The organism is Photobacterium sp. DA100, from assembly GCF_029223585.1.
Taxonomy (GTDB): domain Bacteria; phylum Pseudomonadota; class Gammaproteobacteria; order Enterobacterales; family Vibrionaceae; genus Photobacterium.
On record NZ_CP119423.1, the window covers coordinates 2,125,638 to 2,139,438 of the forward strand.

13 protein-coding genes are annotated in these 13,801 nt (G+C 49.0%); 3 read left to right on the plus strand and 10 right to left on the minus strand.

From position 1 onward, the window contains the following. Window positions 1-146: 146 nt before the first annotated feature. Both PTW35_RS09905 and PTW35_RS09910 read right to left on the minus strand, forming a co-directional pair. Window positions 147-1,871 carry a class I SAM-dependent methyltransferase gene (locus tag PTW35_RS09905; protein WP_281024841.1) on the minus strand — a complete coding sequence of 575 codons (1,725 nt, stop codon included), beginning with the start codon at window positions 1,869-1,871 and terminating at the stop codon, window positions 147-149. 134 nt (window positions 1,872-2,005) lie between these two features. After that, the gene (locus tag PTW35_RS09910) at window positions 2,006-2,503 is read right to left on the minus strand and encodes a hypothetical protein (protein ID WP_281024842.1); all 498 of its coding nucleotides are present in this window, start codon (window positions 2,501-2,503) and stop codon (window positions 2,006-2,008) included. A 459-nt stretch (window positions 2,504-2,962) separates the two neighbouring features. On the opposite strand from PTW35_RS09910, the gene PTW35_RS09915 reads away from it, so the two are divergent. Both PTW35_RS09915 and PTW35_RS09920 read left to right on the plus strand, forming a co-directional pair. Then, a complete protein-coding gene (locus PTW35_RS09915) occupies window positions 2,963-3,889 on the plus strand; it encodes a WYL domain-containing protein (RefSeq protein WP_281024843.1) in 927 nt (308 codons plus the stop codon). Window positions 3,890-4,081: 192 nt separating this feature from the next. Continuing rightward, the gene (locus tag PTW35_RS09920; RefSeq protein WP_281024844.1) at window positions 4,082-4,921 is read left to right on the plus strand and encodes a pirin family protein; all 840 of its coding nucleotides are present in this window, start codon (window positions 4,082-4,084) and stop codon (window positions 4,919-4,921) included. A gap of 84 nt (window positions 4,922-5,005) precedes the next feature. On the opposite strand, the gene PTW35_RS09925 is transcribed toward PTW35_RS09920, so the two are convergent. From PTW35_RS09925 to PTW35_RS09955, 7 genes are all read right to left on the minus strand, one after another. Beyond that, on the minus strand, window positions 5,006-6,388 hold the full coding sequence (locus PTW35_RS09925; protein WP_281024845.1) for a sodium:alanine symporter family protein: 1,383 nt from the start codon (window positions 6,386-6,388) through the stop codon (window positions 5,006-5,008). Window positions 6,389-6,584: 196 nt separating this feature from the next. After that, window positions 6,585-7,514, minus strand: a complete 930-nt coding sequence (gene lpxL, locus PTW35_RS09930) for an LpxL/LpxP family Kdo(2)-lipid IV(A) lauroyl/palmitoleoyl acyltransferase (RefSeq protein WP_281024846.1) — start codon at window positions 7,512-7,514, stop codon at window positions 6,585-6,587. Between the two features lie 294 nt (window positions 7,515-7,808). After that, entirely contained in the window at window positions 7,809-8,771 is a 963-nt protein-coding gene (gene lpxL / locus PTW35_RS09935; RefSeq protein WP_281024847.1) for an LpxL/LpxP family Kdo(2)-lipid IV(A) lauroyl/palmitoleoyl acyltransferase, read from the minus strand. Window positions 8,772-9,077: 306 nt separating this feature from the next. After that, complete coding sequence (locus tag PTW35_RS09940; RefSeq protein WP_281024848.1) at window positions 9,078-9,659, minus strand: NapC/NirT family cytochrome c; 582 nt, start codon at window positions 9,657-9,659, stop codon at window positions 9,078-9,080. Between the two features lie 12 nt (window positions 9,660-9,671). Continuing rightward, a complete protein-coding gene (locus tag PTW35_RS09945; protein WP_281024849.1) occupies window positions 9,672-10,130 on the minus strand; it encodes a nitrate reductase cytochrome c-type subunit in 459 nt (152 codons plus the stop codon). Between the two features lie 10 nt (window positions 10,131-10,140). Then, window positions 10,141-12,633 carry a nitrate reductase catalytic subunit NapA gene (gene napA / locus PTW35_RS09950; protein ID WP_281024850.1) on the minus strand — a complete coding sequence of 831 codons (2,493 nt, stop codon included), beginning with the start codon at window positions 12,631-12,633 and terminating at the stop codon, window positions 10,141-10,143. A gap of 66 nt (window positions 12,634-12,699) precedes the next feature. Further along, window positions 12,700-12,837, minus strand: coding sequence for a periplasmic nitrate reductase, NapE protein (locus PTW35_RS09955; protein ID WP_082060627.1), 138 nt, complete (start codon window positions 12,835-12,837; stop codon window positions 12,700-12,702). Between the two features lie 185 nt (window positions 12,838-13,022). On the opposite strand from PTW35_RS09955, the gene PTW35_RS09960 reads away from it, so the two are divergent. Further along, window positions 13,023-13,316, plus strand: coding sequence for a winged helix-turn-helix domain-containing protein (locus tag PTW35_RS09960; RefSeq protein WP_281024851.1), 294 nt, complete (start codon window positions 13,023-13,025; stop codon window positions 13,314-13,316). 21 nt (window positions 13,317-13,337) lie between these two features. Here the strand turns inward: PTW35_RS09960 and PTW35_RS09965 are convergent, their stop codons facing one another. Continuing rightward, entirely contained in the window at window positions 13,338-13,691 is a 354-nt protein-coding gene (locus PTW35_RS09965) for a YajD family HNH nuclease (RefSeq protein WP_044623460.1), read from the minus strand. Window positions 13,692-13,801 lie beyond the last annotated feature (110 nt).

Genomic DNA, 13,801 nt, shown 5'->3' on the forward strand with positions numbered 1-13,801 from the left:
TTTTTGCCTAACGATTTTGTTTAAAAAAACATATTGCTAAGTTTTGAAAAGGTACAACACTGCTGCCCCCGATAATCATTTAGTCATTAGGGGCTACAAGTTGATTTAGAGGGTGTTTTAAAGTCTGAAGTGAAACAGGAGAGCCCTCACCACTCCCCCACCAGCAAGCGGCTTTTAACGCCTTTGATCTGCAACCCCATTGCCTCGAACACGTCTTCGAAGTTACGGCACTGCGGCGGCAAGTTTGGCAGGGAGAGCACGGCTTCATCGAAGAAGCGGGTTTGCTCTTGTTCGGTTTGCCAGGCGGCCTGCCACCAATCCAAGATTCGGTCTTTCGAGCTGCTCAAGCGCTTGGATTTTGGCACCCTGTCTTTTTTATTGAGGTTTTCTGCTGTGGTCGTTGGCAGCAAGTTCCAGCGGTCATTGTTCGGCCAATAGGCAAATGGCAGGCAGTGATCGACATGGTACTGCTCGCGCAGTTTAGTGCCGCTCCAAACACTCTGGATTTCGGTGCCACACTGGCGGAGCGCATCGACTTTCTTGCGCACTTCTCGGGTATCGTGATCTTTATCGACCCAAATCAAGCAATCGTAATAGGTTTGGAGATTAATGTTTCTCAACCTATTGTTTTCAAATCGCTTCATCTCTGTGACCCACTGATTAACCACCAATGGCTCAATCCAACTGCTATAGAGTCGCAGGCAGTCCCACAAGCTTTCATCCAGCACAAAAGTACCAAAACTTGCCAAGAACTCACTGTCAATGAACAGAGAGCTCAATAACTTCCGTTTCTGAGTCGGCGCAACCATTTCAAACAAATGATTATCTTTCGGGCCTTGGTAAATAAACTTAACCGGACCACTCTTAATGGTTGCAAGCGTGGCTGATAGTGTTTTCTGAAGCGCTTTTGCATCTTCACCGGTAAACAATGCACCGACAGCGAGATCATCTGCGGATAGATGACGGAGCTTATGCCAGCCGTCTTCTTTGACAAAACCCAACCCTTTGCTGGTATTACTGTTTTGCTGAATACCTTGAATACCATCGATTTCAATATCGATAAGGCGTTTGAATTGGCGGATCCAATATAGCGCAACCAGACCTTGAGGCAAGGCAACCTTACCATCGGTACGGTCCAACACTGCTCCGGGGTGGGCATCAGCAATACGAACAAGTGTCCTGAGTAAAGCCAGCTTATACGTTGCTGATTTACTGTCATTAACGATGATATGGCGTACCTTGGTTAAATCCCCCGAGCCATCATCAGGAAGGTTAAGCACCACCGTCTGCCACTGAACGCTACTGCGTCCCATCGCATCACTACTGAGCTCGGTTTTCAAGCAAACATGCAGGGCTCGCTCTTTAGCAAACTGTTCAATCTCTTCTGCCGATACACCATGATTTTTCCTGCCATCGTCAAAGTCGCCATGGCGGAGTGTAATGATCAGCTTGCCATTTGGCGCAAGAAGGTTACTGAGCTTTCGGAATGTGCGTTCACGCTCTGAAGGTGGTATGTGCATCCATACCGCTGAGAGCAGGATATAATCGAAGCGGATACCCAAAGAGATGACTTTTTTCAGTTCAGGAAGGCTATCGTCAAGCCAGACAACTTCCTTTGCTTGGGTATGCCGCTTGCCAATACCACGCAGCGCTTCTGCTGGCTCAACGGCATATACTTCACACCCGTTTTCAGCAAACCACAAAGCATCACGGCCGCTGCCGGCTCCTACATCCAAAACACATGGTGGCTTGGCCGTGTCTTCAGCAACGGGCCAAAAACGCTTCCAACTGGCGTGCACGTTTTCAAAAACAAGTTTCTGGTAGTCGCTGGCAAGGCGCGAAGCATTGTTATGGTAAAAGCTATTTTGCATTGAAGTGGTGGTATGGAATTGGCTTACAGATGATTAATCATCACTTTACCTGACATTTTAGTAAGTTAAAGTGATGATTATCATTATTGGGTTAGTTAATTTCTGAAGGATCCATGCTTACAGGCTTGTTAAATTCAGGCGCAGTATCGATGTTCACTTTGTCGATATTGATAGTCATGAAACTGAGCCACAACTCCCGCCGGTACACACTCCCCTGCCGAGTAATCATCAAGCGCTGACAGCTCGCTGATCACCAGCAGCAAGATTTCCATGGCGATGGTGAAATCGCTTGCCGAAAAGTTCGCCAGGGTTTTCCAACGGCGGACTGACTGGCCATTTGGCTGCGAGACCAGTTCGCACACTTTGAGGCTGATTGGCTTGAAATTGTCTTCCTCACATGGCCTGGCATTGAGCCCGAAAAAGTCAATCGGCATCAACGACCCCATACGTACCTTGGCACTGACTTTGGTCAATGTGTCAAGGCTCAGGTAACTATCTCGCTCGATCCCTTCACTGATCATCAATCCTTCGACATAGACCAACACACCTTGAGCTAAGTGATCGTCCAAGCATACCGCCCCATTTTTCAACGATAGATAAGCTTGCTTCAATTGATGTCTCGTCAAGTTCACGGTTGATCACCTATTTATTGATATTGTCAGAACTAGCCATTCAGCTTGTCTTGCAGGTCGCTGAAACTTTATTTACCTGCAAAATTATGTTTCGCCGCAGTATTGTCCACATTAACAGCAAAATTTCACCATTAATGTTTTGTGGACTTTAGAGCAAACACGTGTTCGCTTTTAATCCCTTCAAAGCAAAGCACTTTTGCGCAATCAGTTAATGCTTTATACCATTAACTGGCTAAGTACCACAAATGAATACACCTACTCAAAACAAGTACAAGCACTTTATCTACTCATAATGATTATGTAAACCTGTTAATTTAACCAGTACAGTACTGATTATGATTACACCATTGATTTAATTAACTTAAATCACTTCAATACGCTGTTATCTTTATAAATAGCCTTGCTTCTACTGATTTTCGGTATATATTAGTGGCAAGCCAAAGTACTGGATAAATACACATGACTTCATACAACAACGCTGGACTATCACACATGGATGTCGAGGCCAAACTCAATGCCGTTGGCTCGGCACAACGAGAGCGATTAGCCTTTATTGACTTTGCCCTTTACTTTTTGGGTGAGGTAACAAGGAAAGATTTGATAGATCGTTTTGCGGTTGGTCATGCGGCCACTACTCGGGATTTCGCGCTGTATAAAGAAATAGCGCCGGATAACCTCAAGCTGGATATGCGCTCCAAGAAGTACTACAAGCAGCCGAAGTTTTGCCCTGTATTTAATCTGGACTTGAAAAAGACCCTGGCGACCATCTCGCTCGGTTATGGCGATGGCTTCTCTGGCCATCAGGATTTTCCCATCCAGTGTGAGTCCCCGACATCGCTTACCGTGCCGCGTACACCAATCATGGCGGCGCTGTGCGAAGGGATCTACCGTAACAAATTACTGCAGATTGAATACATCTCCACATCCAGTGGTAAAGGCCAACGTGTGATCGCCCCCCACAGCCTTGTCGATTCCGGTAACCGCTGGCACGTGCGCTCCTTTGACCGCAAAAATAACCAATTCATGGATGTAGTCTGCAACCGGGTGATCTCGGTGACGATCCTTGACGAGGAGCCTACCGCCGAAGAGCGTATCGAGGCTGATCGCCAGTGGCAGAAATACATAGAAGTCGAGCTGATCCCTCACCCGCGGCAGGGCAACCCAGAAGCTATCGAGCTGGATTACGAAATGAAAGACGGCAAGCTTGTGATTGAGGTTCGCGCAGCCCTCGCCGGCTACCTGTTGAGAAAATGGGAAGTCGATTGCAGCGAAGACGGCCGACTACACGAATATGTCGGTTACCAGTTGGCATTGGCGAATCCTCAGTCGCTCTACCAGGTTAACAGTGCCACTCTTGCCCCAGGCTACCGCTCGAATGAGCGCTAACCGTCGCTGAGCAAGCCCTCACGAAATCAAAGAAACCGTCCGGCAGGACGGTTTTTTATTCCCTTCGCCCTCTGTTTTACTGCCGTCCACAGCCTCTATTCGATTTTTTAAAACAACATGTTCGCCTATGCCTACTGTTGGTCATATTAAAGCCAACATACACTTAAACCATAAGCAGATCAGGAGGCATTTATGGCTATTCGACAAATACAGTCCCTCATACCCGCCCACCCTTCTTCTGATGGTGACGGGGTACGTATTCAACGCGTCCACGGATTTAACAACGCTCAGTTCTCACCATTCCTGATGATCGATGAGCTTAAGTCTGATAATTCTGCTGATTACATCGGTGGGTTTCCTCCCCATCCGCATCGCGGGATAGAAACTTTGACCTATATGCTAAAAGGCCACTTCCAGCATAAAGATCATATGGGCAATGTAGGCGAACTCAGTGATGGCGGTGCGCAGTGGATGTCTGCCGGTAAAGGCGTTATCCATAGCGAGATGCCAATCATGACAGACGGCGAGCTCCATGGCTTCCAGATTTGGCTCAACCTGCCAGCCGCGAAAAAAATGCAGCCGGCGGATTATCATGATTTCCAGTCAGACGTCATTACGCAATACCGACAAGATGACGGCAGCCTTGTCCGGGTTATTGCCGGCGATCTCACTATCAAGGGAACAACGCTAGCCGGCCCACTTCAGCAAACCGGCGTACCTGTGACTGTCGCCGACTGGCAAGCTGACAATCCCGCTCGCTTTAATAGCTGCCTCAACCCGGATTTTCAGGCCTTGCTCTACGTATATCGTGGCGAAATAGAAGTTGAGGGCACCACCGTCAAAGCAGGTACGCTGGCCATCCTCGGCAACGGTGAAGGCTTGGCCCTATCGGCAAATGAGCAAGCTGGTGTATTGCTGCTGTCAGGCCTTCCCATTGATGAGTCCGTTGTTCATTACGGCCCGTTTGTGATGAATAGCATGGAAGAAATTGAGCAAGCGATTGAAGACTACCAACAGGGAACATTGGTGTAAGGCCCATCGAAAAACAGCATTGACCGCAGACAACGAAATCCGGCTTACACAGGGAAAACCGTGTAAGCCGCATCCTCGTGAAAGCTATTCGGAATCAGTCCCCTTAGTTTTTTCTTGCGCAAGCTCGGCAAAGTATTCTTTGGTTAGTTTAAACACCACCGGGCTCAGCAGTAATAGCGCAATCAAGTTCGGAATTGCCATCATGGCGTTGAGCGTATCGGCGAGTAACCAGATAAACTCCAGAGAGCTGGTTGCGCCAATCGGTACCGCAATAATCCACAGCACCCGAAAAGGCACGATTGCCTTTACACCCAGTAAATATTGGACACATTTTTCACTGTAAAAGCTCCAGCCCAAAATTGTTGTAAACGCAAAAATAGACAAGGCTATGGCTACGACATAATTACCAATGCCCGGCAATGCCGAGGCAAAGGCCGCTGACGTTAATGCCGATCCTGTTTCACCGGTTAGCCAGGCACCTGACACCACAATCGCCAAGCCTGTGATGCTACAAACAACAATGGTATCGATAAACGTTCCCAGCATAGCGACTAACCCTTGGGCGACCGGGTTCTTGGTTTGGGCTGCGGCATGAGCAATCGGCGCGCTACCAAGCCCGGCTTCATTAGAAAAAATACCACGCGCAACGCCGAACCGGATTGCCGCCCACACCGCAGCACCCGCAAAACCGCCCTGCGCGGCTACCGGCGTAAAAGCACTACTAATGATCAATCCGAAGGCAGCCGGGATCTCGGATATGTTCATGATGAGAACGATAAAGCCAGAGGTAATATAAAAAACCGCCATCAAGGGAACCAACTTACCGGCAACATCAGCAATTCGCTTGATCCCCCCCATAAGCACCAATCCGACGAGTACCATCATGACCAAGCCAGATACAGCCGGAGAAAGCCCGAAGCTCGACTCAACTGCTGCAGCAACAGAGTTCGCCTGTACCGTATTACCAATGCCGAACCCGGCAAAAGCGCCAAAAAAGGCAAATGCCGTTCCCAGCCATGCCCACTTGCTACTAAGGCCGTTTTTGATGTAGTACATCGGGCCGCCTACATGGTTGCCATTGGCATCCGTTTCTCGGTATCTCACTGCGCATACCGCTTCGGCAAATTTCGTTGCCATGCCAACGAGTGCCGTGCACCACATCCAAAATAAGGCGCCCGGCCCCCCTAAAAATATCGCCGTCGCCACACCGGCAATATTACCGGTCCCGATAGTGGCCGACAGCGAAGTCATTAGCGCATTAAACGGACTTATTTCCCCCTTTATCTCTTCTTCTTTCTCGGGGATCCTTCCTGTCCAGAGTAACCTGAAGCCGGCACCTATTTTTACAATCGGCATTAATTTCAAGCCAAGTGTCAGGTAAATGCCCACCCCGAGGATGAGCACCAGCATGGGTAATCCCCAGACAAAACCGTTTATGGCTGCGACAAAGTTTGCTATTGAATCCATCCTTGCGCTCTCTTTTTATATTTGCATATCAAAAAAACATAGGAGTCCTTGACTATAAGTTCAACTTTGAAATGAATAACGTCACCAATAACAAGGTAAGACAATACAAATAAAACGGTGCTGGCTAATTTGAATACTGCAGATATAAAAAAAAGCTTCACGAGGAAGCTTTTTTTATCATTCACCGGAAAGACGGTTACTCATACAATGAGGGTTCGCCTTCGGGACGGGTCTTAAAGCGGCGGTGCAACCACATATATTGCTCGGGCGCTTCCATAATAGAGCGCTCTACAGCTTTATTCACATAAGCGGCAGCCGCATCGGGATCATTATGCGGGAACGCATCCAATGGCGGGAAGACCTTGAGCGTATAGCGGCCCGAGTCGGTATTGCGAACCATAGCGAACGGCACGACGGCACAGTGAGAAGCGTCCACCAGCAGGCTGGTGCCTGTGGTTGTACAGGCCTTTTCTACCGCAAACAAAGGCGCGAACGTCGAGCGTCGCTTGCCATAGTCATGATCGGGAGCATACCATACCCGCTCGCCTTTGCGTAGCGCACGCAGCATGCCTTTGACATCTTTACGATCAATCATGTATTTGTTCGAGCGGATACGCCCCTTGAACTGGAAGTAGTCAAAACAAGGGTTCTTATTTGGTCGGTAGACACCTACACCCGGTGTTTTCATACCAAATGCACGCGCACCTAGCTCAAGGTTCAATGAGTGAACCGCGACCAGCAGCACGCCTTTGCCTTCAGCCTCTAGCTTATGGATATGCTCGAGGCCCTCGTAACTGACGTGGCGCTCGACTCGAATATCCGGCCAGAACCAAGCCATACCGGTTTCGAACATCGCCAAGCCGGTGTTATCAATATTCTTCTTCATCAATATATCGCGCTCTTCTTGCGACATATCCGGAAAACAAAGTTCTAGGTTACGGGCTATGGTTTTCTTGCGCTTTTTAATTATACGCATCGCCAAACGCCCAAGTCCCTGCCCCAACCGAAACTGGATAAAATACGGCAGCCAACTGATAAGGTACATCACTCCAACCATCAGCAGGGTTAGCCAATACCGCGGGTGTAATAGCGACTTGGTAAAAGTAGGCGCTGTAAATTTACTCATAAGCTAGGGGATCCCTTTATTATTGTTATTCCGCCTTCATATTTTATCTAGGCCTGGTTGGCGCCAGGCAAAATCCATTGACGGAATTTATATCGAACACTGCATTCTATTGCGTGGCGATCGGCTATGCAAGAGGATGAAGTTTTGTACTGATATTTTTCAGCTTAGATTAAGTGAGTGGATAGAGATGAAGCGATTGTTGGCTTAAGAATAAGCATTGGACTCGCGAGAAGGAATGCTTGGTGGCTGAAAGAGCAAGCCACCAGCAACAATAAGGAAGGTATCAAAGCGCCGTTAAGCCGCCGGTGAATGGAGCAGCTCCTCTGCTGCGCGGTACAAACACGGCTCCCCCTCGGGGCGGGTTTTAAAACGGCGGTGCAACCACATATATTGGCACGGTGCCGCCAGGATGGCATTTTCGACCGCTTTGTTTATGACCACCGCGGCCTGCTCCGGTGCGTTGCGTGGGAACGCCTCATGAAGCGGGTCAAGCGTAATGACATAATCGCCGCTATCAGTCTCGCGCACCATTCTAAATGTCATCACTTCACAACCACTGTTGTCCACCAGCAAACTGGTACCTGTTGTCGTACATGCTTGTTCAACGGCAAACAGAGGCGCAAATGTCGAACGACGGCGTCCGTAGTCATGGTCTGGGGCATACCACACCCGCTCCCCCGTGCTTAGTGCCTTCAACATCCCTTTGACATCTTTTCGGTCTATCAAGGTTCGGTTAGAACGGGCTCGCCCCCGGTACTGAACAAAGTCGAAGCAAGGATTATTGTTAGGACGGTATACGCCCATTCCTGACTTATGAATACCAAACGCCCGGGCCGCCAACTCTAAGTTCAATGAATGTACGGCAATGAACAGCGCGCCTTTGCCTTCACGCTCTAGCTGCTCGATATATTCCATCCCCTCGATACGGACGTGACGTTTCACCCGCGCATCAGACCAAAACCAGGCCATCCCAGTCTCAAACAAGGCCAGGCCCGTATTGTCAATATTGGCTCTGACTAGCTTTTTTCTTTCCTCCGCAGGCATGTCAGGGAAACAAAGCTCAAGGTTACGTTCAATGGTAAAACGGCGCTTCTTCATAACCGCCAAAGCCAAACGGCCAATCCCCTGCCCTAGTCGACGCTGTACGACATAAGGCAGCCAACTCAGCAAATACATGATGAGTATCAATAGTATCGTTGGCCAGTAACGTGGCCCCAACAACTTTAGGGTGAAGCGAGGTGCAGCAAATTTGCTCATAAGTAATAATCAACAAGTAAGAACCAAGATCCAATCAAGGCTGTTAAAGGCCATAAATTGCAGGCAAATCATACGCTGCCAAGCTCTAAAAACACAACTTTTTAATAATTAACATTCAATTTAATAAGCACACCGCCCAAAAAAAACAACACAGACGCCTAAAACAATGAAATTGAAAGATGTTTTTTATAGAAATGGCGAAATAAAAAAACGACCAAAAATCCGCATGCCTTAAGCAACATATCAGATTTTGGTCGTCTTGCTCGCATTATGCCCTTTAGGCTTTATTTAGATGCCACTTATGCACTAAAAGCCCTCAACCCCTTTCATATCAGGAAGGCGGTGAGCGATACCCTTATGGCAATCAATACAGGTTTTAGAGCCATCCGCCAGGGAACTCGAGTGCTGAACCGATGCGCGCTGGGACTGCTGCGTGAAGTCCATATAACTAAACTCGTGGCAGTTGCGGCACTCCAGCGAGTCATTTTTCTTCATCCGGGTCCATTCTCGCTCCGCCATGTGCAAACGGCGGGCATCAAATTTTTCCGGTGTTGAAATCGCTCCGGTGATCCAAGCCCAGACTTCTTTGGAAGCCTGCATCTTGCGGGCCATTTTATCCGTCCAGTCATGTGGAACATGACAATCTGAACAAATCGCCCTGACCCCTGTCCGGTTGGTAAAGTGAATTGTCCCCTGGATTTCCTGATACACATTATCTTCATGGCAGCTAATACAGAATGGCTCGGAGTTAGTAAACTCCATCCCTGTATTGAAGGCCCCCCAGAAAATCACGCCAGCGATGAACCCACCTAATGTTAAAAACCCAAGGCTGAAGTACTTTGCTGGCGAGCGAATGAGAGCCCACCATTTTTTTAACCATTGCCACATACGCTTCCTCCCTTACTTCTCTTGATCGAGCAGCGTATCGAGATCGGTAAATGAAGTGCCCACCAATGGCTTCGCATCGGTTTGTACCACATGACACTGCTGGCAGAAATATCGCCGTGGCGACAATTCTGCTAGGAAGTTACCGTCTCTATCCATATAGTGAGTGACACTGATCATTCTCGCCTGTGTATCTTCTACCCGGCTACGCGCATGGCAGGCCATACATTTGTTCGCATTCAAATCGACTTGGTAATTGTCGATCTTGTGGGGGATCACCGGCGGTTGCATTGGGTAGTTCCGCTTGGGGATCCTGTCATTGTTGATGGTTTTGTTCATCGCCGGCGGTTGGGGCTCCCCGTTCAAGGCATATTGCCGGGTTGTTGCCAGCTCATCCCCCTTTATCGCCTCCGTTGCTGCAATGACAACTCCGGTTGTAAATACCAAGAAAAGCACAGCAAGTAGTTTGTTCATGGTGATACTCCTATGCCTTTACCACTTTGACAGCACATTTCTTGAAATCTGTCTGTTTGGAGAGCGGATCGGTGGCATCCAGTGTCACCTTATTGATCAGCTGGCTTGAATCAAACCATGGCACATAGACCAACCCTTTCGGCGGTTTGTTTCTGCCCCTGGTTTCAACCCGGGTTATGATCTCGCCCCGGCGCGAAATCACTTTCACCGCATCGCCACGCCGCATCCCTCTTTCCTTAGCATCGTCTGGATGCATGAAAACTTGGGCGTTAGGGTATGACTTGTGCAGCTCCGGTACCCGGCGTGTCATCGAGCCTGAATGCCAGTGCTCCAGTACCCGGCCGGTTGACAACCAAAGATCATACTCTTCATCCGGGCTCTCAGCCGGTGGCTCATACGGCAAGGCGAAGATAATGGCTCTTCCATCTGGCTTGCCATAGAACTCAAAATCACTGCCGGGCTTGACGTAAGGATCATAGCCTTCTTTGTAACGCCACAGCGTTTCCTTCCCATCGACCACTGGCCAGCGCAGGCCTCGCACCTCATGGTAAACATCAAACGGGGCCAAATCATGACCATGGCCGCGGCCGAACTGGGCGTACTCTTCGAACAGCCCTTTTTGCAGGTAGAAACCATATTCCGTCGACTCGTCGTTACTGTGTCCTTCCGAGATGTCTTCGAGTGGGAACTGATTCACTTGGCCGTTGGCGAACAGCACCTCATACAAGGTTTTGTCCTTGTAATCAGGGTTGGCGTCGAGCAGCTCCTGCGGCCAGACCTCATCGGTCTTGAAGCGTTTTGAGAACTCGACCAGCTGCCACAGATCAGACTTAGACTCACCAGGCGCATTGACCATCTTATGCCACAGCTGAGTCCGGCGCTCTGCGTTACCGTAGCCACCTTCCTTTTCTACCCACATCGCCGTGGGCAAGATCAAATCTGCCGCCTGAGCCGTCGCTGTCGGATAGGCATCCGACACCACGATAAAGTTATCCGGATTACGGTAACCCGGCAGGATTTCCTCGTTGATATTAGGCCCGGCCTGCAGGTTATTATTTACCTGGATCCAGTAGGCATTGATTTTACTGTCTTTCAACATTCGACTTTGCAACACCGCATGGGCACCGACCTTGCCGGGTATGGTGCCATCAGGCAGTTTCCAGATTTTCTCCGCGATTTTGCGGTGCTCTGGGTTATTCACCACCATATCGGCTGGCAGGCGGTGGGCAAATGTACCGACTTCACGGGCGGTACCACAGGCAGATGGCTGGCCGGTCAGTGAAAATGGACTGTTACCGGGGGTCGAAATTTTACCGGTGAGCAAATGAATATTGTAAACTAGGTTATTACACCACACGCCCCGGGTATGCTGGTTAAAACCCATGGTCCAAAATGACATCACTTTGGTATCGGGATCGGCGTAAAGCTCGGCTAACTCGATAAGCCGCTCCGGTTTCACCCCGGACATTTCACTGACTTTTTCAGCCGTGTACTCGGACACAAACGCCTTGAACTCATCGAAGGTCATCGGTTCAGAGTCACCGCTGTCAGGATTTTTCGCCTGTTGCTGGAGCGGATTTTCTGGTCGCAGCCCATAGCCGATATCGGTTGCCCCACGACGGAAATTAACATGCTTGCCAATAAAGTCCTGATTGACTTTGTCATTGGTAATAATGTAATTGGCGATAAAGTTGAGGATGGCAAGATCGGTTTGGGGTTCGAAGACGATCGGGATATCGGCCAGTTCAAAGCTGCGGTGCTCAAACGTAGAAAGCACAGACACTTTGACCTGTGGATTGGACAACCGACGGTCCGTTACCCTTGTCCAGAGTATCGGGTGCATCTCCGCCATGTTGGAGCCCCACAGCACGAACGCGTCCGCCGCTTCGATATCGTCGTAACACCCCATGGGCTCGTCGACACCAAAAGTACGCATAAAACCAACGACCGCCGAGGCCATGCAGTGCCGCGCATTGGGATCGATATTGTTAGAGCGGAAGCCGGCCTTCATCAACTTCGCGGCCGCATAGCCCTCATAGATCGTCCATTGCCCCGAGCCGAACATACCAATGGCCTCGGGCCCTTTCTCTTTGAGCACCGCCTTCCATTTTTCGGTCATGATATCGAAGGCCTGATCCCAGCTTATCGGCGTGAAATCGCCCTCTTTATCAAACTTGCCATCTTTCATTCTGAGAAGAGGCTGGGTCAGACGATCGTCGCCATACATGATCTTCGAGAGAAAATAGCCTTTTACGCAGTTAAGGCCACGATTCACCGGTGACTTGATATCACCATGGGTCGCGACAACCTTGTTATCCTTAACCCCTACATTGACCGAGCACCCCACCCCACAAAATCTACAGGGAGCTTTCTCCCAACTGATTTGGGTTTTCGATGCATCTGTAACAACATTACTTGCCACCACAGGGATCGAGATCCCTGCCGCAGCGGCAGCACTGGCCGCGGCCTGTGCTTTGATAAACTTACGCCGGGAACATTTCATTGCTTTCTCACTCAACTATTGCTTCACGGTAAAGACAATCACACAAGCTATTGTTTTTAATTATTACTAGCCTGCTAGTACCTGTAAAAACCACACGAAAAACCCATAGCCTCCGACAACGGCAACAGCAAGAATGGGAAACAGTATGATGGTAATAAACAGAAAAGCCTTCAGCTCAGAACGGTGCCGGTTAGCATCACTCATTACTTTCTCCAATTTTGTTGGATACTTATAACTCTAGTAAGCTTCATCGAAATTGATAACTTGATAAGATTAAAAAAATTCACCGGGCGTGCATCAAACCAAAGGTATTTAGCAACACTGGTATAAAATCCCGGGCAATGATGCTAGGGTGTTAGCTAAGTAGTTGTTTGAAAAAAGGTCAGGGAATGGCTATCAGCAAAACCAAATCCAGTTTTTACCGACGGCTTTATGTCGCTCACCTGATTGACTCAGGTATCGCTAGCGTGCCAGATATTTTGGAATATACCGGCATGCCGCGGCGTACCGCACAGGACACCATCAAGAGCCTGGCAGATCTCGATATTGTTTGTATTTTCAAGCAAACACAGGGCGAGCGAAATCGCAGTGGAAAGTACGAGATTAAAGATTGGGGGGCGATCAACAAAACGTGGATCGCCGATAATATCGCAGAAATTAAGCAGGTATTGAATTACCCTTAACTCTGGCCAGCGGGTAATAGGCTACTTTTTCTTTTCCATCATAGCTTTGAGATCAGCGAATGGATTGAATGTCGCCGCCTGATGATCATCTTCGCCCGCTTTCACCACACTGCCCATTTGATTGTCGTGCTCGGTGTATTTTTCGTGCTCATGATCATGACAGAACAGGCACAGTAATTCCCAGTTGCTGCCATCTTCAGGGTTATTGGTGTGGTCATGGTCAACATGGTGGACCGTCAACTCCCTCAGGTTCGAATACACAAACTCACGGGCACAGCGGCCACATACCCAAGGGTATAGTTTCAGCGCTTTCTCGCGGTAGCCCTGCTCTTTGCGGGCATAGGCGGCACTGGTTCCATAAAAATCAGAAGACATTCTCTTACCTAGGATTGATTGATTACGGCGCTAGTGTAGCGAATTCCGCCCCTCGGTGCTGCTACTGAATGGTAATTTCATGAATAGCCTCACTGAACGGAACATTTTGC